At 71.4% G+C, this 25,956-nt stretch carries 24 protein-coding genes; 16 read left to right on the forward strand and 8 right to left on the reverse strand.

The annotated features are described in order from the left end of the window. Positions 1-2: 2 nt before the first annotated feature. Complete coding sequence (locus ACSMXO_RS11880; RefSeq protein WP_455417737.1) at positions 3-404, reverse strand: hypothetical protein; 402 nt, start codon at positions 402-404, stop codon at positions 3-5. A 647-nt stretch (positions 405-1,051) separates the two neighbouring features. On the opposite strand from ACSMXO_RS11880, the gene ACSMXO_RS11885 reads away from it, so the two are divergent. After that, positions 1,052-1,567 carry a hypothetical protein gene (locus tag ACSMXO_RS11885; RefSeq protein ID WP_455417738.1) on the forward strand — a complete coding sequence of 172 codons (516 nt, stop codon included), beginning with the start codon at positions 1,052-1,054 and terminating at the stop codon, positions 1,565-1,567. 307 nt (positions 1,568-1,874) lie between these two features. Here the strand turns inward: ACSMXO_RS11885 and ACSMXO_RS11890 are convergent, their stop codons facing one another. After that, positions 1,875-2,336: an integrase core domain-containing protein gene (locus ACSMXO_RS11890; protein ID WP_455419224.1), complete on the reverse strand. Its 462-nt coding sequence runs from the start codon at positions 2,334-2,336 to the stop codon at positions 1,875-1,877. Between the two features lie 184 nt (positions 2,337-2,520). Between ACSMXO_RS11890 and ACSMXO_RS11895 the strand changes: the two genes are divergently transcribed. From ACSMXO_RS11895 to ACSMXO_RS11915, 5 genes are all read left to right on the forward strand, one after another. Next, complete coding sequence (locus ACSMXO_RS11895) at positions 2,521-3,768, forward strand: FAD-dependent oxidoreductase (RefSeq protein ID WP_455417739.1); 1,248 nt, start codon at positions 2,521-2,523, stop codon at positions 3,766-3,768. 8 nt (positions 3,769-3,776) lie between these two features. Next, complete coding sequence (locus ACSMXO_RS11900; RefSeq protein ID WP_455417740.1) at positions 3,777-4,265, forward strand: MarR family transcriptional regulator; 489 nt, start codon at positions 3,777-3,779, stop codon at positions 4,263-4,265. Between the two features lie 622 nt (positions 4,266-4,887). Next, entirely contained in the window at positions 4,888-5,229 is a 342-nt protein-coding gene (locus tag ACSMXO_RS11905) for a hypothetical protein (protein ID WP_455417741.1), read from the forward strand. A 16-nt stretch (positions 5,230-5,245) separates the two neighbouring features. Then, positions 5,246-5,581 carry an SRPBCC domain-containing protein gene (locus tag ACSMXO_RS11910; RefSeq protein WP_455417742.1) on the forward strand — a complete coding sequence of 112 codons (336 nt, stop codon included), beginning with the start codon at positions 5,246-5,248 and terminating at the stop codon, positions 5,579-5,581. 413 nt (positions 5,582-5,994) lie between these two features. Next, complete coding sequence (locus ACSMXO_RS11915) at positions 5,995-7,602, forward strand: acyltransferase family protein (protein ID WP_455417743.1); 1,608 nt, start codon at positions 5,995-5,997, stop codon at positions 7,600-7,602. Between the two features lie 294 nt (positions 7,603-7,896). On the opposite strand, the gene ACSMXO_RS11920 is transcribed toward ACSMXO_RS11915, so the two are convergent. The 6 genes from ACSMXO_RS11920 to ACSMXO_RS11945 form a co-directional block, all read right to left on the reverse strand. Continuing rightward, positions 7,897-8,937 carry a hypothetical protein gene (locus ACSMXO_RS11920; protein ID WP_455417744.1) on the reverse strand — a complete coding sequence of 347 codons (1,041 nt, stop codon included), beginning with the start codon at positions 8,935-8,937 and terminating at the stop codon, positions 7,897-7,899. Positions 8,938-9,069: 132 nt separating this feature from the next. Further along, a complete protein-coding gene (gene wecB, locus ACSMXO_RS11925; protein ID WP_455417745.1) occupies positions 9,070-10,365 on the reverse strand; it encodes a non-hydrolyzing UDP-N-acetylglucosamine 2-epimerase in 1,296 nt (431 codons plus the stop codon). Between the two features lie 8 nt (positions 10,366-10,373). Beyond that, positions 10,374-11,237 (reverse strand): choice-of-anchor P family protein, encoded by an 864-nt coding sequence (locus ACSMXO_RS11930; protein ID WP_346263306.1) that lies wholly within the window; start codon positions 11,235-11,237, stop codon positions 10,374-10,376. A gap of 76 nt (positions 11,238-11,313) precedes the next feature. After that, entirely contained in the window at positions 11,314-12,684 is a 1,371-nt protein-coding gene (locus ACSMXO_RS11935; RefSeq protein WP_455417746.1) for a glycosyltransferase family 2 protein, read from the reverse strand. Beyond that, positions 12,674-13,267 (reverse strand): hypothetical protein, encoded by a 594-nt coding sequence (locus ACSMXO_RS11940; protein ID WP_346263308.1) that lies wholly within the window; start codon positions 13,265-13,267, stop codon positions 12,674-12,676. Before ACSMXO_RS11940 ends, ACSMXO_RS11935 begins: the two co-directional genes overlap by 11 nt. Beyond that, a complete protein-coding gene (locus ACSMXO_RS11945) occupies positions 13,264-13,407 on the reverse strand; it encodes a hypothetical protein (RefSeq protein WP_346263309.1) in 144 nt (47 codons plus the stop codon). Before ACSMXO_RS11945 ends, ACSMXO_RS11940 begins: the two co-directional genes overlap by 4 nt. 254 nt (positions 13,408-13,661) lie before the next feature. On the opposite strand from ACSMXO_RS11945, the gene ACSMXO_RS11950 reads away from it, so the two are divergent. The 10 genes from ACSMXO_RS11950 (at position 13,662) to ACSMXO_RS11995 (ending at position 25,896) form a co-directional block, all read left to right on the forward strand. Continuing rightward, the gene (locus tag ACSMXO_RS11950; protein WP_455417747.1) at positions 13,662-14,804 is read left to right on the forward strand and encodes a sugar transferase; all 1,143 of its coding nucleotides are present in this window, start codon (positions 13,662-13,664) and stop codon (positions 14,802-14,804) included. Then, entirely contained in the window at positions 14,797-16,362 is a 1,566-nt protein-coding gene (locus ACSMXO_RS11955; RefSeq protein ID WP_455417748.1) for a lipopolysaccharide biosynthesis protein, read from the forward strand. The genes ACSMXO_RS11950 and ACSMXO_RS11955 overlap by 8 nt, the downstream gene beginning before the upstream one ends. 131 nt (positions 16,363-16,493) lie before the next feature. Further along, positions 16,494-17,213, forward strand: a complete 720-nt coding sequence (locus tag ACSMXO_RS11960) for a class I SAM-dependent methyltransferase (RefSeq protein WP_455419225.1) — start codon at positions 16,494-16,496, stop codon at positions 17,211-17,213. Continuing rightward, the gene (locus tag ACSMXO_RS11965; RefSeq protein WP_455417749.1) at positions 17,210-18,055 is read left to right on the forward strand and encodes a class I SAM-dependent methyltransferase; all 846 of its coding nucleotides are present in this window, start codon (positions 17,210-17,212) and stop codon (positions 18,053-18,055) included. The genes ACSMXO_RS11960 and ACSMXO_RS11965 overlap by 4 nt, the downstream gene beginning before the upstream one ends. Beyond that, on the forward strand, positions 18,052-19,359 hold the full coding sequence (locus ACSMXO_RS11970; RefSeq protein ID WP_455417750.1) for a glycosyltransferase family 2 protein: 1,308 nt from the start codon (positions 18,052-18,054) through the stop codon (positions 19,357-19,359). Before ACSMXO_RS11965 ends, ACSMXO_RS11970 begins: the two co-directional genes overlap by 4 nt. Beyond that, a complete protein-coding gene (locus tag ACSMXO_RS11975; protein WP_455417751.1) occupies positions 19,352-20,548 on the forward strand; it encodes a glycosyltransferase in 1,197 nt (398 codons plus the stop codon). Before ACSMXO_RS11970 ends, ACSMXO_RS11975 begins: the two co-directional genes overlap by 8 nt. Beyond that, positions 20,545-21,933 (forward strand): O-antigen ligase family protein, encoded by a 1,389-nt coding sequence (locus ACSMXO_RS11980; RefSeq protein WP_455417752.1) that lies wholly within the window; start codon positions 20,545-20,547, stop codon positions 21,931-21,933. Before ACSMXO_RS11975 ends, ACSMXO_RS11980 begins: the two co-directional genes overlap by 4 nt. Continuing rightward, the gene (locus ACSMXO_RS11985) at positions 21,930-22,955 is read left to right on the forward strand and encodes a glycosyltransferase family 2 protein (RefSeq protein WP_346263270.1); all 1,026 of its coding nucleotides are present in this window, start codon (positions 21,930-21,932) and stop codon (positions 22,953-22,955) included. Before ACSMXO_RS11980 ends, ACSMXO_RS11985 begins: the two co-directional genes overlap by 4 nt. Beyond that, positions 22,943-24,169 carry a glycosyltransferase family 4 protein gene (locus ACSMXO_RS11990; protein ID WP_455417753.1) on the forward strand — a complete coding sequence of 409 codons (1,227 nt, stop codon included), beginning with the start codon at positions 22,943-22,945 and terminating at the stop codon, positions 24,167-24,169. The genes ACSMXO_RS11985 and ACSMXO_RS11990 overlap by 13 nt, the downstream gene beginning before the upstream one ends. Further along, positions 24,166-25,896, forward strand: a complete 1,731-nt coding sequence (locus ACSMXO_RS11995; protein WP_455417754.1) for a hypothetical protein — start codon at positions 24,166-24,168, stop codon at positions 25,894-25,896. The genes ACSMXO_RS11990 and ACSMXO_RS11995 overlap by 4 nt, the downstream gene beginning before the upstream one ends. Positions 25,897-25,956: the final 60 nt, after the last annotated feature.

Below are 25,956 nucleotides of genomic sequence, written 5' to 3' on the forward strand. Positions count from 1 at the left end.
CCTCAGCGATCGCAGGGAACGAGCGCCGTGTCGTGACTGGGGCACCGTGGCGGATCCCGGTCGACGAACCGCCGCCACCACACGTAGTCGCCCTGCGGGCAGCGGAACTTCCGCGCGGAGACGGTCGTGGGCTCCGGCGTGGGCAGCGCGTCGTAGGTGCGCTCGGACACCGGCTGCAGGTCCGGCGGCCGGTGCCACTCGTCGGCGAGCACCTGGGCAGCCCAAGCGTGCAGTTCCGCCGAGCCGCTGAGCAAGGACATCAGCTCGTCGTCGGCGTCCCGTCCGCCCTGCGCGGACCCGAGCAACTCGGCGATACGCCGGTCGTACTCGGGCGCGTCGGCGCCCACGAGCTGCTCGAGATATGGCCGAATCGTCCGGGCCACGTCCAGGACGTCCTCATCCATGTGGTGCCTTCCTCAAGACGTTGGATCCGCGTCGGGCGTCCACGTTACCCATCACCATCGGTGACTGAAAGCACGCGTTCGGACACTGTCTACAGGCTCATCCCAGATGAATAGGTGTCCGCTGGCCGGTGACCATGTTTGAGTGGGGGGTGGTGGTTGAGGACCTGGTCCGGACCTGGTGTCCCGATGACTTCTGCCAGGTCGCGCAGCTGTTGACCCGGGGGACTACTTGGTGACCAGTCAGTGTGCAGTCGCGAGACCGTGTCGTTGAACACCGCCGCCCGGTGTTTGGCAGCCACGCGAGTTCGGACGGTTTACCGGTTGCCGGTATTCGCCAGCGACTACGAGACTCATCGAGGTGAGCACCGGCGGTACCGCCGGGGCCGGTACCGGACACGACGAGCACACCCGTCTCGGGTCCGACGGAGACTGGGGTCCGGGCGGGTGCACACGCCGACGACGGGAACCCGAAAGAGGTGGCGGTGTCAGCGGGGAAGCTGCCCCCCGTACCGGATTTGTCCGGACAGCCGAGGCCACCCACCGCGCCACGGGTGGAGGGTCCTTGGCAGGGCGAGCGTCACCGGCTGCGAATTGCCCACCACCAGGGCACCGACCAGCTGTCTATCGTCTCGCCCGAGCAGGGACCCGTGCTGGAGAGCGTCGTCGCGGCCCGCCCGCCAGGCCGCCTACGGACCGCCGAGCTCGGGGCGGTTTACGCCGTCCTGCCGGTCACCATCGTGATGACGATCGCGTTGTGGTTCACCGCCGAGGACCGGCCGGGCACCTACCGGATCATGGTCGCCGTCGTCGCCACGGCCACCTTCCTGGCCTTCTGCTACAACGCCGCCCGCCCCACCGTCGTGCTGCGTGCCGGCGCTCGCGTCGTCGCCGAGACGGACAACGACGGCGCCGGCGTCGACCTGCCGCTCTACGACCTGCGCACGATCACCGTCACGGACTCGGCGCGCGGCCGGTCGCTGCGGCTCGTCGGGCCGAACCAGCGGCGACTGACGCTCCCGTTCGGCCTGCTCGAGGCCAACCAAAGGCTCTGGGATCTGGTGTACAACGGCATCCGGCACTCGGAGGCCGCCGGCGCCGAGATCGACGCACGCACCCGGCGGGTGCTCGGCCTGCCGTCGGGCAACCGGTCAACCGCCCGCTGACCGGCACGTCTCGCCCCGCCGAAGCTCACTGTCGGCTGTTCGCGACACCGTCCGCCCGGCCGGTCGGGCCGTCCAGCATGACCTGGGTCGGACGACCGGCCCCACCCCGGTGGGCCTCGTCGCCGACGGCGGGGGAGTTGTCCGTGCTGACCCAGCAGGACAGCGGGAAGGTCAGGGGCGGATCCCCGACAACGCCTCCGCCGACAGTTCGCGCTGGTCGCACCAGGTGTGTGGGTGGTCCACCTCCCCGGCCGTGAAGTATGCCAAACCCGAGTCAGTGCCGGGGCCTGGCACTTTGTAGATCACATCAGGCGGCCCGGTGGTACTCGTTGATCACCCCGGCGAGGCGTCGGCGTCGGCGAACCGGGGCGTCGATCGGGACCACGATCGTCGGATCGTGGTTGGGCGGCAACTGCACCCGCCCTTGATGAGGTCGATGATCGTTGAAGTGCTCGACGTACTCGCCGATCACCGCCCGCCCGTGTCGCTCGTGGTAGACCAGGACATGATCGAGGCACTCCTGGCGCAGACTGCGACCCCAGCGCTCCACGAAACAGTTCGCTCTCGGCGTGCCCTCAGAGCTACCTCGCACCGCCGCAGGCCGCGGACACCCAACCGGATGCGTGGCGGGATTTTGGCCACCTGGATACCCTCGGCGGCGAGGACGGCGTCGAACCCGGCGGTGTATTTGGTGTCCCGGTCGCGGATCAGGAACCTGCCGGCGGAGCACCGCTACCTCATGCCGCAACGCGAGGGCCTCGACCAGCACGGCCTTGTCGCCGCGGATCAGCAATCCCAGACCGTCGAACAGGCGGATCGTCCCAGGTACAGCAATCGCACGACCATACCGGCGATCATCAGCCCGAGCCGAGAAATCCAGCTCACAGCCGGTGCGACGGGTTATGGCACGGTACGGGCCTTGCCCAAAACATCTTAGTCATTAAGATAACCGCATGGGTATATCGACCAACTTCTCGGTGGCAATCGCCGGTGCCGGCCTCTCCGGCCTCTGTCTCGCCCAGTACCTGATGCGCGCCGGCATCGACGTGCACGTCTACGAGCGGGACCCGGGCCCCTTCGTCCGGCAGCAGGGCTACCGGATCATTCTCGACCGGTACGGGCTGAAGGCGCTGCGCGAGAGCCTGCCTCGCCCGCTGTACCGCCTGGCGCTGACCACCGGCGACGAGCCCGGCGGGCACCTGCGCTTCACCGACAGCCGGCTGCGGGACGCATTCACCATCACTTTCAAGGACGAGCCGCACGCGAGCCGCCAGGTCGACCGGCTGACCCTGCGGTCGATCCTGATGTCCGGGCTGGACGGACGCATCCACTACGGCAAGGCCGCCGTCGCGGTGGACAGCGGCAGCCCGGCCGGGCTGCGGCTGCGGTTCACCGACGGCGGGGCCGTCGCGGCGACCGTCGTCGTGGGCGCGGACGGCGTCGGCTCGGCGCTGCGCGAGCAGCTCATGCCGGACGCAGGCCCGGCGAACACCCCGATGGCGGGCATCTACGGCCGGTCGCCCCTGCGGCGCAACGGCGAGAGCGTCATCCCGGACGCGCTGCGTACCAGCGGGGTCCTGGCCATCGCCGACCGGCCGGGCCGCGCCTTCTTCTTCAGCTCCATGCGGTTCGGCGAAAGGCCGCGGGAGGCATTCGCGCGCCTGGCCCCGGGCAGCTATGCGCCCACCGGCGACGACTACGTCATGTGGGGGCTGCTGCTCCGGCAGGAGGAAGTGCCCACCGGCGTCCGCGGGAACCTGCTGGCGCTGCGGGACCTGGCCGCCCGGATGAGCATGGACTTCCACCCGCTCATCCGGCGGCTGGTCGACACGGCCGAACTGGACACCACGGTCCTCAACCTCTTCGCCACCGGCCGGCGCCCGCGACAGTGGGCGGTGCCCCGGGCGACGATGATGGGCGACGCCGTACACGTCATGCCGCCGTTCGGCGCTCACGGCGGCAACACCGCGCTCCGCGACGCCGCCCTGCTCGGCCACAGGCTCGTCGAGGCCCGGGCGAGCGGCACGCCGGTGGAGGAGGCGATCGCCGGCTACCAGGACGAGATGGTGCCCTACGCCTTCCGCGCCGTCGACACCGCCGCTGGGCTGATGCGCCGCCTCACCGGCGGCGCGGCCGCACCGCACTGGGTGCTGACCCGCGTACTACCGCGGCTGCACCGGGTCACCGTGCCGGAGGCATGATTGCGGGCATGTCCCACGAGCCGGCCCGTGCGTCCGCGATCGCCGACCTCATGCGCGCCGGGCGGGAGACCTCGCGGCTGTCCATGGTGTTCCGGTACGCCATCGCGGACCGGCTGGGCCTCACCGTGAGCGACCTGGAGTGCCTGGACTTCCTGGCGGACGTCGGATCCGCCACCGCGGGGCAGGTCGCCGAGCGGACCAACCTCACCACCGGGGCCGTGACCAGCATGCTCCGCCGGCTCCAGCAGGCCGGCTACGTCACGGCCGAACGCGATCCGGCGGACCGGCGGCGGGTGATCGTCACCCTGCGGCCAGAGCGGATCGCCGAGCTGGAGCGACCGTACGAGCGGTTCGCCGAGCGGGCGGAACAGCTCATCGAGGGCTACAGCGTCGAGGAGATCATGCTGCTGGTCCGGCACTATGACCGCATGCAGGCGATGTACCTCGCCGAATTGGACCGCCTCCGCAGCGGCGACACCGCGCAGCGGTCTGCATGAGGCGCCGTCGCGTGGCTGACCGCGCTCCCGGTCGCCACCGGACGGCAGACCGTGGCGGCGAGCCGACCCACAGCCAGCCCGAGGGTGGCTCCGAAACTCACTGACACGAATTCCGCCCGGAATTAAGCGGCTCCGAAACTCACGGATCGCTGGCTCTCGAACTTGTCGACAGAACCAGGCCGCAACCGCTGGCGACGCGTGTCGGGCGTGGCAGGCCGAGTCCGACCGGAGGCGGTACCACTGCGTGTCTCTACCCGGGACGGCGGGGAGCCTCGTCGCACGGCCAGGGTGGAGAGCGGCGAGCGGTGCGCGGACCTGTTGCTGAGCCCGTGGAAGCGGAGGTTCTACCTCGCGCTGCGCGCCGGCCGGTCCACCCTCCTGCAGGGCGGTGCCGCAGATCTAGCGGCAGCGGCCGGGTGCGGCGTGGCTGTGGCTGTCCGGGGCCCGGCCGGGACAGGTCGCGTCAGCATGGCCGGTACCGTGCCAAACCTGTCGTACATGCTGTGGGCTGGGAGTTCTCGGTTCGGGCTGATGATCGCCGGTATGGTTGTGCGGTTGCTGTGCCTGGGAATGATCCGCTTGTTCAGCGGGGTGGGGTTGTTGATCCGCAGCGACGGGGACGTTGCTGACCGAGGTCCTCGCGTTGCGGCACGAGGTAGCGGTGCTACGCCGCCACGTTCACAGCCGGCCGCGGCTGTCCTGGCCGGACCGGGCGATCCTGTCCGTCCTCGTCCGCCTGCTGCCCCGCCGGCTACGGGAGCACCGGGTTGGCACTCCGGCCACGTTGTTGGCCTGGCATTGCCGGCTGGTGCGACGCCGCTGGACCTACCCGAACCCACCTGGCCGGCCGGCGGTCATCGACGAGATCCGGGACCTGGTGCTGCTCTACAACGAGCGACACGCCCAACGCGGCCGGGGAGGCTGTCGGCGCAGCGATCGGAACACCGTCCGATCGTTTAGCTGATCGGAAGGACAGGCCAATGACGGAGATGGCAGCCGAACCGCGCGGACCGGACGTCGAGTACCAGCTCGTCGTCACTCTCGACGCGCCACCCGAGGCGGTGTTCCGGGCGTGGACCGATCCGGAGCATCTCACGCACTGGTTCGCGCCACACGGCTTCAGCACTCCCCGGGAGCACATCGACCTCGATGTCCGGCCGGGCGGTTCTTGGCGGGCGGAGATCTGGCGGGGTGCCGGGCCGGCGTCCCGGCTCAGCGGTAGCTACATCGACGTCGATCCGCCGGAGCGTCTGGTGTTCACCACCGGTGACCCAGGCAACCGTGACGGCGGCGCTGACCCAGGCCATCTGACCTGAGCTGCCAACCCGGCTCACCGCGCCCGTCGAACCACGAACGCAACAGCGCCCAGGGTGGAGATCGGCCACGGACTTTCGAGGACTCCGGATCGGGTACCAACCCCCCGAAGACGCCAACCGATATCGCGCAGCTCCACAACCTTCATCGGGTTCAATAACAGGAATTTGTCTATTCATCGGAAATTCACCGGGCCGGAGATTTACCATCGTTATCACCGGCAGGCCGCGACTACCGCCGATGGTCCCGGACCCCTCGTCACATTGAACCCTTTTCAACCTCGAACCCTTTTCAACCTCCCCTTGCGGTGCGGTGGACCGCAAGGTCAGACGCGGTGCGTGAGCGCCGCGCGCTTCAGGTGGAAAAGGGTTCAATGCCCGCCTGACCGCAGCGTCAGCCTCGACGGGGGATTCCGATGTACTCCACTTCCATCACCGATCGCCGCGTCCCTACCCTCCGGGACCGCTATCTGCCGGAGCGCAACGCGTTCGGGCTGCTCCGGCTCGTCCTGGCCCTCGGGGTGCTCGTCGCGCACACCTGGCCGCTCGGTTTCGGGCTGCCGAGCCCGGGCTGGTACGCCAGTTCCGGGCAGAGCGATCTCGGCATGTTGTCGGTCCAGGGTTTCTTCGTCCTCTCCGGCTTTCTGGTTGCCGGCAGCGGGCTACGCAGCTCGCTGCCGCGGTTCGGCTGGCACCGATTCCTGCGGATCTTTCCGGGCCTGTGGGCCTGCCTGCTCGTCACCGCGCTGGTCTTCGCACCCCTGGCCGCCTACCTGGAGATCGGCACTTTGGCCGGTTTCTGGAGCCATCCGGCCGGCCCCCTGGACTACCTGCTGACCAACTGGTTTGCCTCGATGGAGCAGTACCCGATCTCGGGTCTGCTCGCCGATACCCCGTTCGGCCGGATGCTCGGCGCGCCCAGCGCCTTCGACGGCTCGCTGTGGAGCCTCCGCTACGAGTTGGTCTGCTATGCCGTGGTCGGTGCGCTGGTGGCGACTGCGGTGCTCCGACGGGCTCCCCGGGCGGTGCTGCTACTGCTGCTCGGGCTCTACGCGCTGATTCTCCGAGATCTGCTGACGGCACCGCACTGGGCGGTCCGGCCGCCGGAGCACGGGGCGGTGGGGCCGTTTCCGCTGATCGGGTCGTTCGCCGCCAACCACCTGCTCTACCTCGGTTTCCTGTTCCTGCTGGGAACCGCGGCCCGGCTGTACATGCACCGCCTGCCGATGACCGGCGGGCTGGCCCTGCTGGCCGCCGTCCTGGTCGCCGCGTCCCTGTGGCAGGGCGGATTCATCGCGATCGGCCTGCCCGGGTACGCCTACCTGTTGCTCTACCTCGCGGTCGCGGGACGGGGCCGGCTTACCGTGGTCGGCCGCGACCGGGACTACTCGTACGGCACCTACCTGTACGCCTTTCCCGTGCAGCAGTTGGTCGCGCTGTTCGGTGGCGCCCGGTACGGGCTGGTCGGATACCTGCTGCTCTCGCTGGCCGGCACGCTGGTCTTCGCCGTCGCCTCATGGCACCTGGTCGAAAGACCGGCGCTGCGGCTCAGGGACTACCGTGGTTGGCCGCCCCGGTACGCCGGCCCGGCCCCTCGGTCGCGTACGACCCGGCGGCGGCCGCGCCACCGGGCCGCCAACCGGTGGGCGCCGACCCGGTCGAAGGCGAACCTGGCGAACCCGACAGCACCGTGGACTCAGAACGGGACAGAGCCGTCGGTCCCGCCGCAGGTGCCGCTTGCGGAGGTGTCAGCGGATGGCACAGAGTCTCCAGCGCCGCCTCCGCCCCGGGCGCCGAGGCGGTTCCAGCCCGCTGCCTCGGCCCAGGCACATCCGCAGATCTCGGACGCAGTCTCGGCGCAGTCGCGCCAGCCCATGCAGGATGGGGCTCCGGTGTCCCACCCGGTGCAGCTGTCGCGCGGGGTTCGGCCGGGCACCGGCAGGATTCCGGTGTTCATCCGGCTCCGGTCCGTCGGCTCGACCGGTGGCCGGCCCGCCGTCCGCCGGCGTGGCGGATTCGGGTGACACCGATGCCATGCGGGCGATCCGGGCGGTCACCATCCTGATGCCTCCCGCGCAGCCATCCGACGGCCCATCGACCGTGGAGCGGGCCGGCTACGGCGGCTGACGAGCGCGTCCATCCCCGACTGCGACCCCGGGGCGTTCGGCCGAACGCAATCATGTCCGGGTTCCCGACAGCCCGCGGAGGGAGCACCCACTGGCTGACGGGAGTGGGGACGACCAGCGACAGTCGCCCCCACTCCCGTCAACACTTCGCCTGCCCCATCATCGGAACCGGCGGAGCGGCAGCAGGGGTGTTCAACGGGCGCGGTGCGCCCCCACCGGACGTCGGCCGCGTTGCCGCAACCACAGGCCCAGCACCAGGAGTACGCCGAGCAGCACGCCCGCCGACACCAGCAGCAGTACGAGCGGCGGCCCGCCATCCTCCGCTGTCGTGATCGAACCGGGCGGTGGTTCGGGCAGGCTGAGTGTCGCTGTGGACTCCCGCGACACCGTCCCGCTGGCGACGGCCAGTTCGGCGGTCCATGGGCCGTTCGGTAGCCGCCCGTGGAGCGGTACGGTCATCGAACCGGAGCTCTCCGGTGCGATCGTCACCCCGCCCAGCGCGGTGAACGGCCCCAGCGTCGCCGGGTTGGCCGCCGTCGAGAGTCGTAGGGTGCCGTGTGGGTCGAGCGCCCGGGTGCCGGTGTTGCGGACCTGGGCGACCACCACCGGTACGCCCCGGGCGGTCTGTTCGGCCCGCATGCTCACGATCTCGAAGTCGGGCGGTGGCTCCGCCCCGGTGCCGACGTTCAGGTAGACCCGCAGGCCCGTGCGGCGTACCGGTGGCGACTTGGCGGTCCGGTTCGACGACTTCGGTGTCGCTTCGGTGCTCTGCGCCCAGATCATGGCATAGCGCTCGCCTTTCTCGGCGGACAGCGGGACGGTGAACCGGATCCGCACCGACTTCTTCGCCCTCGGCTCCAGCCGGAAGTTCGCCGGCTGGACCCGGATCCAGCGGCTCAGCTCGTTGCTCGTCCGCCCCTCGGCGTAGCTGAAGGTGTCGTTCCGGATGGCGGCACCGGCCGGGTAGACGGTGATGCGCTGCCCGAGCCGGGACGGGTTGACCACCTCGATCCAACGCTCGACGACGTGGCCCGGTCGGGCGTGCGCCACGAGCCGGGAGGGGGTGCCGTCCGTCGGGGCGCCGCCGGACGCGGTGGCAACGCGTACCTCCAGCGGGCCGCTGCCGTCGGTGGCGGCCGCCACCGACGCCCCGGCCGTGGTCGCCGTGGCCAGTTGCAGGGTCAGGCCGGCGGTGACGGCGACGATGCCGAGCCGGCGGAGTGATGTGTGCATATACATGGCAGATCGCAGACCTTCTGTTGACGCTCGGAAACCGGGTCCCCCGTCGCCCGGGCTCGCGGGCGCTCGCGGCCGGGACGGTGGATGGCGCTGGCCGCCCGGCCCGCGAGTGCGGATGGTTGGGAACTATCGGATGGGAGAGAGCACCGAGCGGGGTGCGCCGGCCCGTTGAACGAGCCGGCGGACCAGGTCGAGGTCGTCGACCTCGGCCCCGTCGAGATCCACCGATGCCATCGCGGCGTCGACCTCGACGTCGCGCCGCTCCGCCGCCGGCTGGCCGGTCGATGCGGCCACATGATCCGGCCGGGACGCGGGGAGGAGCAGTTCGGCCAGGGCGGCGACGGCCCGGCCGGCTGCCCGGCCGTCCCCGAACGGGGACGACACCGTCGGCACCGGATCGGAGCGGAGTTGAGCGACGACCGCCTCGGCGATCCGCTTCGGGCTGGTGCCGACCAGCCGTCCCCGGCCGGCGGCGAGCACCTCGGGACGCTCGGTCCGGTCCCGGGTCACCAACACGGGCGCGCCGATGGTGGCGCACTCCTCCTGAATGCCACCCGAGTCGGTCAGTACGACGTCGGCGACGAGCAGCAGGCCGATCATCTCCGGGTACGGCACCGCCGGTACGATCCGCACGGCCGGTACGCCGACCAGCGCGGTCCTGATCTCCGCCCCGAGCGCCGGATTGGGATGCAGGACGACGATCACCTGCGCGTCGGGGCGGGCCTCGGTGATCTGCACCAGACCCGCGCAGATGTCGCGTACTCCCTGGCCCCAGTTCTCCCGGCGGTGCATCGTGGCCACCACGACCGGCCGGCTGTGATCCAGCCAGTCCGGCGGCCGGGCGAGGTCGTTGTCGACCAGGTGGTCGAGGGCGTCGACCACGGTGTTTCCGATGAGCACGATTCGCTCCGCCGGCACCCCCTCGGCGAGCAGGTGCCGGCGCGCGGTGTCGGTCGGCGCGAGGTGGAGGTCGGCGAACCGGGAAAGGAGCGCCCGGTTCGCCTCCTCCGGAAAGGGTTCCCGCAGGTTGTGAGTGCGTAGTCCGGCTTCCAGGTGTACGACGGGCAGGCCGCGCCAGAACGCGACCAGTCCGCCGGCCAGCGCGGTGAGGGTGTCGCCCTGTACCACCACGGCGGCCGGGTTCCGGCGGTCCAGCGAGGCGTCCACGGCAGCCAGTAGTGCCACTGCGAGCTCCGCCAGCGAACCGTCCCGCCGCACCGGGATCAACACCTCGTCGGGTGCCAGACCGAAGGGAGCCAGGGTCTCGGCCACCTGGTCGGGCTGCTGCCCGGTGTCGATGAGCGTCGTCGCGAAACGACCGTCGCGACCCAGTTCCAGCGCCAGCGGTGCCAGCTTGATCCCCTCCGGGCGGGTGCCCGCCAGGAGGACGATCTCCGGTCGGTCGAATTCCCTGTCTCCCATGCCTGCTCCTACGACCGGGTCGCGGCTTCGCGACGGATGCGGTGGCGCAGGAACCCGCCGACGGCGACGAGCCCGAGCGTTCCGGCGGCGATCGGCGCGCCGGCCAGCGGGATGACCGGGATCGGCGGCGCGATGGCGTTCGGTCCGCAGATCACGTTGCCCACCTCGAGCGAAACCAACGACCCGGCCAGCGCGTCGATCTGCAACGCCGTCACGTCGATCTGCCCCGGTCCGGAACTGGTCTGTGCGTTCAGCAGGATGTTGAGCAGGCCCGGCACGGTCAGTCCGGTGTTGGGTGGCGGGTTGGCGGGCAGGTTGAGCAGCGTTGTCTCGACGCCGAGGACGGTCGAGGTGATCCGCGCGTTCACCAGCGAGGCGGCGCCGTTGGCGGTCGGCGTGCTGGTCGCTTCGCAGGTGGCGTAGATCGCGTCAGCGGTCAGTGCGATGGTCGCGCCGGCCACGACGCCGAGCGTCAGGTCGACCTCGGATCCGTTGTTGACGGTGCAGGTGCCGTCCGGGCCGATCACGAACTCGCCGCCCGTGCCGAGTACGCCGGCGCAACCGCGCGAGACACCGCCGAACAGCGCGGTACCGTACTGGCCCAGTACGCCGGCGCTGATGACGTTCTGGCTGCCCAACACGCTCAGGGTGGGGTCGGAGTCCCCGGTGGTGGTCTCACTGCCACCGTCGGTGTTGTTGGCGGTGAACGTGCCCGAGCTGGCCACGGTCCCGCCGAGCAGCGTGATGTTCAGCGCGGACGCCGATACCTGCGAGGTGTCGGCCAGCGCCGGCGATGCGGCCAGGAGGACGGCGGTGAAGCCGGCGGCCGCCGCTGCGGCTAACCGTCCGAACGGTAAGCGCTTTTCTATCATGGTTGAACCGCTCCTTGCTTGCTGAAGGTGAACTGGGGTGGGATCCCCGTGCCGGGGTCCCGCACCGGGGGATGCTTTACGGGCGTGGCGACGCCGCGCCGCGGGTCAGCGCGACCTGGACGAGGTCCTGGGAACGCGCGGTCTTCTGCCAGTCGGATCGGGCGGTGAGCAGGCGGAGGAACGCCCACCACACGGCCACGCACTGGACGTAACTGTTGAGCCAGTGACCGAGGCCGAGCCCGATCGCGGCCGGCACGCTCAGGCTGCGGTCGCAGCGGGCCCGGTAGATGAGGCCCCAGACGGCGAACGGCAGGATGCCGAAGACCACGACCAGCGGGAGCACCCCCCAGCCGCCGTGCGCCCACCAGCCGCTCAGCCCGGACGGGGTCTGCCAGATGTAGTAGCCGAGTACTCCGAAGCAGCCGAGGTAGACGATCGTGCCGCCGAGTTGGGTCCACGGTGCGGAGAGGAAGTGGGTGATCTCCACGGCGGCGGTGTTGCGGATGTGCCGAGACGTCAGGACGGCCCAGCCGTACCGCGCGCACTGCATGGAGCCCTGCGCCCAGCGAGTACGCTGCCGGATCAGCAGCCGGAGCTTCGTCAGCGCCTCCTGGGCGACCCAGGTCTCCGGGCAGTACTCGGTTCGGCCCCCGGCGAGGAGCACGTGCAGGCCCAGTTCGAAGTCCTCCAGTAGCGCCCCGTGCCACGGGGTGCCGTGCTGTTGCGCGATCCGGTCCAGCACGTCGAGCCGGGTGAACTGTCCGTTGCCGCCCATACCGACGCTGCCGGTCCGGCGTCGCAACTCCTGCATCGCGGCGATCGGCCCCCGGAACTCCATGTCCTGAAGCCGGATGAGTAGTTGGCTCCACCACCGTCGACTGGTCCGGGACCGAGATTGTCCGCAGTCGAGCATCCGCACCTCGATCTGCACGGCGGAGATCCGGGAGCGGCTGAAGTAGCGCCGGCCGGCGAGGGCGGTGAAGCATCCGGGATCGAGCCTGCTGTCGGCGTCGACCACGCCGACGAGGACCCGGCTACGGTCGGCGTCGGCCGGCAGGTCGGCCCGGATCGCCCGCCAGCCCGCGTTGAGCGCGGCGCCCTTGCCCTGGCGGGCGTCCGGCATGACCCGGTGCACCACTCGAACCCGGGGGTCGGCCGAGAGTACGTCGAGCAGCTCACCCGTGCCGTCCGTGGACGCGTCGTCGACGCACCAGATCGTCGCCTGGGGGCAATCGCGCAGCAGGCCGCGTACGGTATCGCCGACCACCGAGGACTCGTCGCGGCAGGGGACGAGGAGGTGCCAGCTGAACTGGGCCGGATCGCCGCCACCGGTCCGGTCGCTGCGCAGGAAGATGACCATGATGCCGACGACGTACGCGCAGAAGGTCACACAGAGCAGGAAGGCCAGGGTGTTCAGTATCTCCAGGGTGCTGAGTTCAAGCGACATGACCGGCTCTCCGAAGTGGTCGGCCGCGGGTCAGCAGCATGACGAAGAGGATTGCGCTGCCGACCAGGCCTAGCGTCGTGATCACCGAACCGATCAGGACGTGGCTGCGCTCGTAGCCCTGCTCGAATCCCCACAGCCGCATCGAGCCGACCACTGCGGCGAGCCGGAGCTGGTTGACGGCGACGAGCAGTAGCGCGGTGATCGCACAGCACACCGACGCCCGTAGCACGCTGACCCGCCGGATGAGGACGAGGAAGGCGGCCAGGGCCGTCGGCGGGATCAGCAGCAGCCCGACCGAGCAGCCGAGAGTCACCATGAAGCCGACCCACCGCTGGTCGAGCGGAAAGATCACGGTCGAGTAGCTTGAGCGGGCGTCGGCGAGCCCGAGGGCGTCCACGAACCGGGCGCTCAGCCAGGCCTCGCCGCCGGCTATCCGGCGGAGGTTCGCGGCCACCACAGCGGCGGCCGCGATCCCCGCCAGAGCGGCCAGCAGAAGGCGGCCCCGGTTGTGTCGACCGGACGGCGCCCGGTCGCGCCCTCCGGTCGCACGCCGGGCGGTGCTCCGCAGGTGCGTACCGGTCACCGGGACCGCTTCTGCAGCACCAGCAGCACCATCGCCGCACCTAGGATGACCATTCCCAACCCGGCCAGCAGCCAGGATTGCAACGCCACCCCGGTCAGGGCCAGCCCGCCGCCGGTCGGTGGTCCTTTGGGACCGTACATGACCATCACCCCGTTCCTTCGCTCCGGACAGCGGCAACACTAAGGGTGAAAAGCCGCAGAGTTAGCAAAGTCGCCCAAAAACCTCGTAACGGGCGTAGTTCGTCTGCGGCGTACATCGAATAGCCAGATGGGTTCTCACGTTTCGACGCCAGGGCGCGTAGCGACAGCCGGAGGAGTTAAACGCACCTTTTTGGCCTGTTCGCCCGTATGGGGGGTTTTGCCGTGTTTAAGGTATCTCCAAGTATGGATCGAACATGTCAAGCGATTCAGGTTCTCCACAGCAGAGCAGATTCGGAAAGCCCACGACGTTGAGCATCGACCAGCCGCAACTCGGCCAGTTCACGCCGCCCGGCGTGCAGGGTGCCGCCGGCCCGGAGCGCCCTACCGGCGCCGGACGTCGCCGTACCGGTGCGCGGCATCGCATCGACCCGACCCCGGCCCGCCGGCCCGGCCGGCACCGCCGCGCCCGGAACACCGCTGCGGGCCGTCGCGCGACGCCGATCCGCAAGGGCGTACGGGCGCTGGTCCTGGAGCCGCGGACCGGCGACGCCACACCGGACCGGCTGGCGGACGAGTTCGACGTCGCCGTACGCCTGCCACTGCCCGACCGGATGGAGCAGCTCGATGCGGCGCTGCTGCGATGGCGGCCCAAACTGCTGTTCTGCAAGCACCCGCTGGACAGCCTCGACGAACGGCTCGCCGCGGTCTGTCTCGCCCACGACATCGAGATATTCGTCCTCGCCCATCCGGTCTACGGACTGCTGCAACCCGCCCGGCTGCGCCGGTTCGGCGGACTGCCGTGGCTGCGGCTGCGCACCGGACGGTCGAGGGACGAGCGGCGCAAGCGCGGTCTCGACGTCGCGGTGACGCTGCTCTGCGTCCCGGTGGCACTACCAGTGATGCTGTTGATCGCGGCCTTCGTGAGCCTCAGCGGGCCGCCACTCTACCTCCAGGAGCGGGTGGGCGCGGGAGGGCGCCGGTTCCACATGGTCAAGTTCCGCACGATGCGCACCGACGCCGAGCGGGACACCGGACCGGCACTGGCCTGCGTGGACGACGCCCGGGTGACCCGGGTCGGCCGGCTGCTACGGCGGTTCCGGCTCGACGAGCTTCCGCAACTGTGGAACGTGCTGCGTGGCGACATGAGCCTCGTCGGCCCGCGGCCCGAGCGCCCCGAGTTCGTCGCGACCTTCCGTGACCTTCCGCACTACGACCTCCGGCACCGGATCCGGCCCGGCATGACCGGGATCGCGCAGCTCACCGGTGGCTATGCCGCGACGGTGGAGGAGAAGCTCCGCTGCGACCTGCTGTACCTGCACTGTCGCTCCCTGCGGCTGGACCTGCTGCTGGTGCTATTGACCATCGTCGAGCTGTTCCGGGGTTTTCCCCGTGGCTAGCGCCGCGTCGACCGCCGGCCGCCGGCTGACCCGCAACTCCGCCAGCCTGATCGCGGCCCGGATCGTGATGGCCGTGGCCGGGCTCGCCTCGCTGCCGGTCCTCTACGACCAACTCGGCGCCGCCCGGTTCGGGGTGTGGGCACTGCTCGGCGGCCTGGTGGCGATCGTCGCATTGGTCGACCTCGGGCTCGGGTCCGCCCTCGTGCGGCAGGTCGCCGGGGCCCTGAGCGACACCCTGCACCGGTCCGCGCGGCTGGCGCTCGGGGTCGGCCTGGTCTGGGGGCTCGTGCTCTGGCTGGTCGCCTCCGCCGGCACGCTGGTCGGCTGGCCCTGGCTGGCCCGGCTCCTTCAGTTGAACGAACTGGCTGACGAGGCTCGGCAGGCCGCCCTCACCCTGCTGCTCGGGCTGCTCTGCGACGGGGTGGCGTTGCCTTGGCGGGCGGTGCTGGAAGGTACCCAGCGGTATACCGCACTGGCCTGGGCAGGCGGCGGCACTGCGGTGCTCGGCGCGGCGCTGGCGGTGCTGGTCGTACGACTCGGCGGCGGCCTGCTGGCGCTGGCCGTCTCCGCCGCGGCGACCAGCGCGCTCCGGGCCGCACTGGTGATAGCCGCAGCCCGGCGTTGGCGGCCCCGGCTGCGCCCAACCCTGCGCGGTGCCCGTTCCGACGAGCTGCGCCAGTTGCTCCGATACGGGCTGCGGGTGCAGGTTACCGGTGCGGCGGGAGCGGCGAACCTGGAGCTGGACCGCTTCGTCCTGAGCGGCACCGCCGGACCGACCGTGGCCGGCGGCTTCGAACTCGGCAGCCGGCTGCTGAACATGCTGCGTCTGCCGCCCGCCATCGTGTTGCTCACGATCTTCCCGATGGCGGTTACCCGGGCGGCCACCGAGGGGCCGGCCTGGCTCGACCGCTTCCACCTGACCGCCACGAAGTGGCTCACCGCGTTCGCCGCGGTCAGCAGCGCGCTACTGGTGGTCTCCGCCGACCCGCTCGTCCGGCTCTGGCTCGGCCGGCCCGTCTGGTGGGCAACGGTGAGCATCGCGGTACTGGCCCCGAGTTACGCGCTGAACCTCCTCTCCGGAGCGACCGCGATCGTGCTACGGGTCGAGGGCCGACCGGGCCAGGAGACCGGATACGCGCTGCTCTCCGTCCTGCTGAATCTCGCGCTGACCTGGCCACTGTTGCACCTGCTCGGCCCGGCCGGCGTACCGCTGGCCACCTCGATCGGGATCACCGTTGGCACCGCGTACTTCGTCGGGCGCTTCCACCGGACAAGCGGCCGGCCGATCGGGCCGGTACTGCGGGCCGTCCGGCCGTCCCTGGCGGCCGGCGCGCTCGCCGGCCTCGCCGGTGGGTTCGCGGCCCGGGTGCTGCCGGACGGGCCTGGGCGGCTCGACGCCGGCCTGGCGGTGCTGACCCGGTCCGGCGTGGTGGTGCTGCTCGCCGCCTCCGTGCTGCTCGGCACCGGCTTCCTGGACCGGGACGACCGTGCCCGACTTCGTCGGCTGCTGCGCGGACCCCGATCGATGGCTCGGACGATCGGTGGTGCCCTCCGGTGAGTGTCTCGGTGGACTGTGACCGGTGCCTGGTGTGTGGTCGGGTCGGTGGGCATGGTGTGGCGTTCGCGGGTCTGTTGCGGCGTTGTGGGGGGTGTGGTTTTTCGTGGACGGCGGGGGAGTTCCCGTCGTTGGTGGAGTTGTACGACGAGTCGTATTTCACCGGTGAGGGTTATGAGGATTATTTCCTGCCGGGTCCTCGGCGGTTCGAGTCGGGTCGTCGGTTGCGGTGGTTGTTGTCGGTGGCGCGGCCGGCCTCGTTGGTGGAGGCGGGTTCGGCGGGTGGGTTTTTCGTCGAGGCGGCGTTGCGGGCGGGGATCGCGGCGGAGGGTGTCGAGGTTTGTGCGGCGGCGGCGCGGTTCGCTCGGGAGCGGTTGGGTGTGCCGGTGCGGCACGGGTGTTTCGAGTCGGACGTTCCGGAGCGTGTGGTCGAGGCGGTGTGTGCGTTCCATGTGTTGGAGCATGTGGAGGATCCGCGTCGGTTTCTGTTGGCGGCGCGGCGGATGTTGGCGGCGCGGGGTTGGCTCGCGTTGGAGGTGCCGAACATCGCCTCGGCGGCCGCCACCCGACTCGGGAATGACTGGACCGGCCTGCAACCCCGCTATCACCGCTGGCACTTCGACCCTGACTCGCTGACCCGGCTCGTCACCGAATGCGGGTTCGACGTCGTGCGCTGCGACACCGCGGTCTTCCGCTACTACATGCCGGTGGCCTACCGGCTTCGACACGTACGACAACTACTGCCGTCGGACTGGCGGGGCACCGGCTCACTCCGGCTGACCCAGCCCAGCCGGGGCGACCTGCTCCGGCTGATCGCCCGACTGCCCGGTGACACCCGAAGGGAGAGATCGTGACTGCTCAACTGGAGGCCACCGCCTGCCTGGTGTGTGGTCGGGTCGGTGGGCATGGTGTGGCGTTCGCGGGTCTGTTGCGGCGCTGTGGGGGGTGTGGTTTTTCGTGGACGGCGGGGGAGTTCCCGTCGTTGGTGGAGTTGTACGACGAGTCGTATTTCACCGGTGAGGGTTATGAGGATTATTTCCTGCCGGGTCCTCGGCGGTTCGAGTCGGGTCGTCGGTTGCGGTGGTTGTTGTCGGTGGCGCGGCCGGCCTCGTTGGTGGAGGCGGGTTCGGCGGGTGGGTTTTTCGTCGAGGCGGCGTTGCGGGCGGGGATCGCGGCGGAGGGTGTGGAGGTCTGTGCGGCGGCGGCGCGGTTCGCTCGGGAGCGGTTGGGTGTGCCGGTGCGGCACGGGTGTTTCGAGTCGGACGTTCCGGAGCGTGTGGTCGAGGCGGTGTGTGCGTTCCATGTGTTGGAGCATGTGGAGGATCCGCGTCGGTTTCTGTTGGCGGCGCGGCGGATGTTGGCGGCGCGGGGTTGGCTCGCGTTGGAGGTGCCGAACATCGCCTCGGCGGCCGCCACCCGACTCGGCGATGCCTGGCCACACCTGCAGTTCCGATACCACCGTTGGCACTTCGACCCTGACTCGCTGATCAGGCTCGTAATGGATTGCGGGTTCGACGTGGTGCGCTGCGACACCGTCTTCTCCCGGTTCTACTGGCAGCCGTGGGCCCGGCTGCGGCACGCCCGCGAACTGCTGATCGCCGACATGGTGGCGTCCGGTTCACCCGCCGTCCGGCACCCTCGGCTCGGTGACGCAGTACGGCTGATCGCCCGGCGTCCGGAACGGAGGCGGCGATGAGCCGGCCGACCGTCTCGGTGCTCCTGATCAGCTGGAACACCCGGGAGGAGACCCGCCGGTGCCTCGAGGCGCTCGGTGCCGCCACCACCGGCGCCGTCCGGTACGAGGTGGTGGCGGTCGACAACGCCTCGGCGGACGGCTCGGCCGAACTGCTCGCCGCCGACCCCCGGGTGCGGCTGATCCGCAACCTATGCAACGTCGGCTTCGCCGCGGCGGTCAACCAGGCGTACCGGCAGGCGACCGGAGAGCTGATCCTGCTGCTCAACAGCGACGTCAGGTTCCATCCCGGTGCCCTGGACACCATGGTCGGGTTCCTTCGCGACCGGCCCGACGCGGCCGGGGTCAGCCCGCTGTACCTGAACCCGGACGGCACCTTCCAGCAACACTACGTGCAACTGCCAACATTTCCGGCCGCGCTCACCCTGTTCACCGCGCTGCGCCGGCTGCCCGGGTTCAAGGCCGCGTTGCACCGGTTCCAGATGCGCGGCGAGGACTTCTCCCGGCCCCGGGAACTCGCCTCGGGCAGCTGCATGCTGCTGCGGCGCAGCGTACTGGGGCCGGACCGGATCTTCGACGAACGGTTCCCCATCTACTGGAACGACGCCGTGCTGACCCGTACGTTGCAGGCCGCCGGACACCGGCTCTGGATGATCCCCCAGGCCGTTGTCACGCACACCCGGGGTGCGTCGTGCCGGCTGCTGGGCACCCCGTCCCGGACCCGGCACCTCGTCGGTGGGCTGGTCTGCTACCTACGGCTCACCCAGCCCCGGTACCGGCTGGGGATCTTCCGGTTCGTGCTGCTCGCCGACCACGCCGTCAAGCGGCTCTGCCGGCGCACGACCAGTCTCGGCCTGCGCGACCTGACCGCAGCGCTGCGCGGCGACGTCGGGTCGCTGCCCGACGGCGACCTGCGGGAGTGGTCGGTGCTCTCCCGCGACGGCCGGTGGGCAGCCGAGCACCACTTCCGAGCCATGGTCGGCGAGCCCGCCGACGACCAGCGGATCCTGCTGGTGGACCGGCCATGCCGGCTGCACGGCTGGCGGCCGCGGGTGCAGTTCGACGGAACCTCGGTGTGGTCGCTCACCCCGCCCGCCCTGCTGCCCACCGGCTGGCGGCTGCCCGGGGTGCGGGCGGTCAACGAACGGTTCGCCGCTGCGGCGGTGAAACGGTGGTTGGACGACCGGCCCGGAGTCCGGGTGCTGCGGCTCGACGACACCAGCCGCTACCTGGTCGGCCGGATCGACGAGGACGAGGTCGTGCCGGCGGCGACCGGTACGCCGTTGCTGGAGTTCTCCCGTGGCTAGCACCTCCGTCACGTCGGCCGGGCTGCGCCGCGGCCCGTTCCTGGCCGCCGGGCGTACCGGACCGGGCTGGGTGTTGATGTTCAGCGGCAGTCCGTGGCGGGCCGCCGCGCACCGGCAGCACGCGTTGGCCCAAGAGTTGACAGTCGATTGGCGAGTAATCTTCGTCGACCCGCCCGGAAACCGGCCGCGCTGGCGCTGCACGGTACGCCCGGTCGGCGACTCGCTGTGGCACGCGGTGCCGCCAGCGGTCCTTCCGCTCGGCCGCCACCTGCCGGTGGTCAACCGGTTGACCCGCCGGGTCGAGGCGGCCCTGCTGGACCGCTGGCTGCGGCAGCACACCCGACGGCTGGCCGGTGACCCGCCCCGCGCGCGGATCGTCTGGCTCGACGAGGATCTGGCCTGGCCGGTGGCAGCCCGACTCGACCCGACGACCGTCGTCTACGACGCCACCGACCTGGACTGGACCTTCACCCGGCGATGGAACCGTCCTCACCTCAGGCGGGCGCTGCGGGCCGCGGTCGCCGCCGCCGACCTGGTCCTCGCCTCCTCCTCGGCGCTGCCGGAACGGCTGCCGGCGACCCGCCATATCCCGGTGGTCGTGGCCAACGGCTGCGATCCGCACCGGTTCACCGCCGACGGGCCGGTCGCGACCGCGCTGGCCGGCCTGCCCCGGCCGATCCTCGGCTACCTCGGTGCGGTGGACACCCGGGCGTTCGACGCCGACCTGGTCGCCACCGTCGCCCGCAACCGGCCGGAGTGGACGTTCGTCCTGGTCGGACCCTCGACCCGGGCCGGCCGCGCGCCGCTTGCCGGACTGCCCAACGTACGGCTGCGCCCGCCGGTGCCGTTCGCCGACGCCCCGGCGATGGTCCGGGGCTTCGACATCGGCATCATCCCGTACCGGGTCGGCGGCCTGGTCGACTACGTACATCCGAAGAAGTGCTTCGAGTACCTGGCCGCCGGCCGGCCAGTGGTTGCCACCCCGCTGCCGGCGCTGCGGGACCTCGGAGAACCCGTCCGGCTGGCGGCCACCGCCACCCGGTTCGAGGCCGCCGTCGAGGAGGAACTGCGTACCGCTTGGTGCCCGGAGGCGGTCGCGGTACGCCGGGCGACCGCCGCCCGGCACAGCTGGGCCACTCGCGGAACCCGGCTGCGGAAGCTGCTTACGGAACTGGCGGAGCTTCGGTGAGCGCGATCCCGGTGTCGACCGTGGCGGCGGCGGCCGTGGCCGGCACCGCGGTGGCGGTTCCCGCAGCCGTCCTGCCCGCGCACGCCGGTATCGCCGCCGCCGGTACCGTACTGTGCGGGCTGGGCTTCGTCCTCTGGCCCTGGGCGGTGCTGCCGATCGGCATCATCGGCGGGTCGATCGCCAGCGGCCTGCTCGGGGCCACCGACGTGCGGACCTTCGTCGTCCTGCACACCCTGCCGCTGATGGCCGGGTGCGCGGCGCTGGTGGTCCGGCGGATCCTGCTGCCGACCGCTGTCCCGGCCCGTCCGTCGCCGAGCGGCGTCGCCATGGCGGGACTGGCCATCGCGACCGCCGTCGCTGCCGTCTACGGCCTGGCACTGGGCAACCAGCCGTGGAACGTGCTGGTGGCGGCGTACCAGGTGGCGGTGATCCCGGCGTACTACTTCCTGGCCACCTGCACCCTGGACACGCCACGACGGCTGCGGGCCGCCGCGATCTGCTATCTCTCGACGATCGCCGTTCTCACCGCCATCGAGATCGCCACCCCGGGTCGGCATGGCGGGCTGCTGTCGGCGCTGGCCGTTCCACCGCTGATGGTGCTGGTGGGCCGGACCCGTGGCTGGCAACGCGCCGGCCTGGTGCTCCTGACCGCGCTGTTCATCGCCGACGTGGTGCTCGCCTCCTACCGGGGGATCTGGCTGGCGGCCGGCGTCGCCGTGTTGATCATGCTGCTCCGGGGCGGCCGGGTCGTCCGGCGCGGAGTGCTGGCGACGGTCGCCGGCGCGGTTCTGCTGCTCGGCGCGATCAGCCTGCATTCCGGGGTACGCGACCGCTCCTCGGCCATCACAGTGGCGCTGCAGCGCGATTCCGGGTACCGGGTTCCGGAGAGCGCGGTCGGGTTGGATGCCTTCGCGTCGCAGCCACTGCTCGGCGCCGGGCTCGGCCAGTCCACCCCGCAGGTGTATGTGAATGGCTTCACCGTGACCGACGTCGGGCCCGTCTACCACGCGTTCTGGGTGATGATCCTGGCCAACCTCGGCCTGCTCGGGCTGATCGCCGTGCTCTGGCCGGTGGCGCGGACGCTGCGTACCGGGCTGGCCCAGCACAACGGCCTGCCCTTGGCCTTCGCGGCGCTGACCTGCGGGTTTCTCGGCGCCGCCTTCTTCGCCGGCCCGACCGACGGGCACTGGGAGCTGGGTCTGTTGCCCGCACTGACCATGCTGACCAGCCGATTCCAATCACCACTCGGCCACGGCGGCCGCCGGCCCGACACCTCGCCGTGCCAGGCCAGCCCGACCGGTTGGCCCGGTATTACGCTCGACCGCCCTGTCACCCCGAGCGGCCGGCTTGACCCGCGGCTCATGCCGACGGAGCAGCGGCCGTGACCGCCCGGGCACGCTACGACGCGACGGCGCCGGTGCCGGCCGGCGCGGCGGTGCCGCCCAGCGGTGCGGTGGCGACCGCGGTTCTGGTCACCCACAACTCCGCCCGGCACATCGCCGCCGCACTGGCCCCACTGCTACGGGCCGGCCTGGCCGTCCGGGTGGTCGACAACGCATCCCGGGACGGCACGGTCGCGCTGCTGGCCCGGGAGTTCCCCGCCGTCGAGGTGATCGCCAACGCGCGCAACGTCGGCTTCGCGGCCGCGGTCAACCAGGCGATCGCCGGCTGCGACTCGGACGTCGTGCTCCTGGTCAACCCGGACTGCGTGCTGCCGGTCGGCACGGCGTGGACCCTGCTCGGCTACCTTGACAGCCATCCCACGGTAGGCATCGTCGGGCCGCGACTCCTCGACCACCAGGGTCGGGTTGCGATCAGCGCCCACCCGTTCGAGGACCTGACCAGCGTCCTGCTGTCCCGGTTCGGCGGCAGTCTGGTGCCGGTGCGGCTGCGCCGGCTGGTCAGCGGAGCCCGCCGCCGGTCGGCGTACGACGCGTGCCGGCAGCCGTCCGGGCCGGCCAGCGTCGACTGGCTCTCCGGCGCCTGCCTCGCGATCCGGCGTGCGCTGCTGACCGAACTCGGCGGCCTGGACGAGAGCTACTTCATGTACTACGAGGACGAGGAACTGTGCCTCCAGGCGCGGCGGCGGGGCGTCGAGGTGGTCCTGCTGCCGACCGTTTCGGCGACGCACACCGGCGGAGGCAGCAGCGCCGACCCGAACTGGATCTGGCCGCACCTCTACCGGAGCATGCTGCACTTCTTCGCCCGCCACCGACGCTCGACGTACCAGGCGGTCCGGTTCGCCGTACTGCTCCGCGCGCTGCTCGGGATCGGCCTCGCCGCCGTACGCCTGGCGGTCTCGCCCCGGTCCGGCGCCGCCCGGGCCCGGGCCTGGTTCTCGGTCGCCCGGATCGCGGCCACCACCACCCCTTCGGCAGCGGAAAGGCAGCCAGCATGCACATCCTGATCACGGCTGTGGGTCAGCGCACCGAACACTGGATCGACCTGTTCACACTGCTCTGTGCCCGGCCGGAGCTGACCCTGACCATCGTTGCCGCCGACGTCTCGGCGGAGACCGACCAGACGCTGCGGACGCTTGCCCGGGAGGCCCCACGGCTGCACTACCATCCGGTGCCGCACCTGCTGGGCGAGGCCCGGACCGGACACATGGCGTCGGTGCTCTTCCGGCCCCGGCACCTGCGGCAGGTCGTGCCGGCCCGTCCCGACGTGCTGCACGTGATCGGCGAAGCCGCGTACCTCAGCACCTGGCAGGCGCTCGGCGTACGACGCCGGCGCTGGCCCCGGGTGCCGGTGACGCTCTACGCCGCGCAGAACATCGTCACCCGGTTCCCGACACCGTTCCCGCAGCTCGAACGGCGGGCGTTCGGCACGGTCACGCACGCTTTCCCGATCACCCCGGCAGCGCTCGGAGTGCTGCGAGCGAAGGGATACCGGGGAGCGGCTACCGTCGTACCGCTGGGCGTCGACACCCGACTGTTCGCGCCCGCGCCGCGACCACGGCGGGGACAGCCGTTCACCGTCGGGTTCGTCGGCCGGCTGGAGCCACACAAGGGCGTCACGGACCTGCTGCAGGCGGTGGACCTCGCCGACGCCGACCTGCTGGCCGTCGGACGAGGCAGCCTGGCCGCCGCCGTGACGCGTGCGGCGGCCCGCCGTCCTGGCCGGGTACGGCTGCACGACTGGGCCGACCATGCCGCGCTACCCGGCCTCCTGCGCGGGATGGACGTACTGGTCCTGCCCTCGATCGAGGTCGTGCAACGCAACGTGCTGCCCTGGGTGGGTATACCGCTGCGGGAACAGTTCGGCCGGGTGCTCGTCGAGGCGATGGCCTGCGGTGTGCCGGTCGTCGGCAGTGATGTGGGGGAGATCCCGCACATCATCGGGGAGGCCGGCCTGACCTATCCGGCCGGCAACGTGCTGGCCCTGGCGGACCGGCTGACCCGGCTCCGCGACGATGCCGGACTGGCCGCCCGGCTCCGGGAGCGGGGGCTACGCCGCGCCGCGGCGTTCGGCTGGGACCGGGCGGCCGACACGATGTGCGAGATCTGGCAGCGGCTGCGGTGGTCCCGCCGCGCCGACAATCCGGCCCGGTGCGCGGCACCCCGGCCGGCGATGGCGAACATGTCCGATCCGGACACGGGGAAGGCGAGAGCATCATGAGGACCCGGATCAGGGTACGGAAGGCGCTGCGCAACGTCCGGCGGCACGCGGCGATCCCGGCGCTCGCCCTGCTGGCCGGCGCGGGTGGTGCCTACGCGGTGACCATGTCGGTGCCACCGACGTACCAGGCGGTCGCCTCGGTGATGGTGGTGCCGGCCAAGGGAAACGGCGTCGACATCACCGTCGCGCAGAACCTCGCCCCCACCGTTGCCCGGCTGGCCGAGTCCCGGCAGGTGGCCACCCGGGCGGCTGCCGCGCTCGGGCTCACCGAGGAACTGGTGGTCGGTCGGGTCTCCGGCGCATCCGAACCCGGCCTACAGATCGTGACGGTTCGGGCGACGGCCCGGACTGGTGCCGGGGCGGCGGCGATCACCAACGCGGTGACCGAGGAGCTGAGCCGCGAGGTCGGCGAGATGCGGATCGGTGGCGAGTCGGCGGTCGCCGCCGAGCCGTTCGACCGGGCCTCGCCGCCGCGCACCCCGGAAACCCCGAAGCCGCAGCTCAACCTGGTGCTCGGCGGGCTCGCCGGGCTGCTTGCCGGGCTGGCTCTCGCCTCGCTGCGCCACCGGCTCGACGACCGGCTGCGCCGGCTCGGGCAGACCGAGGAGTATCTCGGCCTGCCGGTGCTCGGTGCGCTGCCGCAACTGCCGCGCCGCGCCGCGGTCCGGGCCGGCGAGGCGTACGCCCGTCCGGACGTCGCCGCGGCGGTCAAGGCGGCGGTGGCGGCGCTGAGCGTACTGACCTCGCCGGCGCCTCGGTGCCGGACCGTGGTCGTGGGGGTGCACGACGACGCCGCCGTCGACCTGGTCGCCGGGGCACTCGCGCTCGGCCTGGCCGAGCACCGGCAACGGGCGATCCTGCTGGAGGGCCAGGTCGGACGGCCGACACTGGCCGAGCTCTTCCCCGGCTCGGACCGCTGCACGGTGCAGCAGGTCATCGCCGGGGAACGCGGCCCGGAACCGCTGGCCGGCTCTGGATCGCTGTCGGTCGTCCCGGCGGACCCGATCCGGCGTTCCTTCGGATCGCCGCCACCGCGCCCGGAACAGATCGGGACCCTGCTGGACCAGCTCGCGGGCGACGCGGGCGCCGTGGTAGCCACCGGCCCGCCAGTGCTGGCCGGGGCCGACCTGCCGGCACTGGCCCGGTACGCCGACGCCGTGCTGCTCGTCGTGCACGCCAACCGGACCCGCAAGAGTGCGGCGAAGCGAGCGGCGCTGTTGCTGCAACGGCTCGACGTGCCGTTGACCGGGCTGGTCGTGGTGGGCGCTGTCGACGAGCCGGACGATCCCGTCTCGTCGGCCTGGCCGAACGCCCGCGCCTCGCAGCGGGCACTGCACCACGATCTTCCCCGCGACCCGACCGGTACGGGCGTAGGGCCGGGCCGCGGTCCAGCCGGGTCAGCGCAGGTGTGGTCCGAACCGGTGGTCTCCGGCCCTGCACCGGGTGGGTCCGCTGGGCTGACCGTCACCGCTCCGGCCCGGTCCGCCGGCAGTGGTCCGAGGGCCGCCGCCCCGGTCACCGCTGCCGTCGGAGCCGACCTCGCCACCGCGGTGCCAGCCGGCCACTGTCTGACTGCCGGAGCGGACGACGCGGAAGCGGTCGCTGGCCCGGCGGATCCGCTAGGGACGGCAGCCAACCCGGACCGGTCCCGAACACCGTCGGCATTCGACGCCGACCTGCCGATCCTGGCCAGGTTCCGGGCGGCCATGCAGAAGCAACCGCTGTGAGCCGTACCCCCGTCAGCCGCGTCCGCCCGACCAAACCGACGGTCCGCACGTCCCGACATC

The sequence above is a fragment of the Plantactinospora sp. DSM 117369 genome, assembly GCF_053764795.1.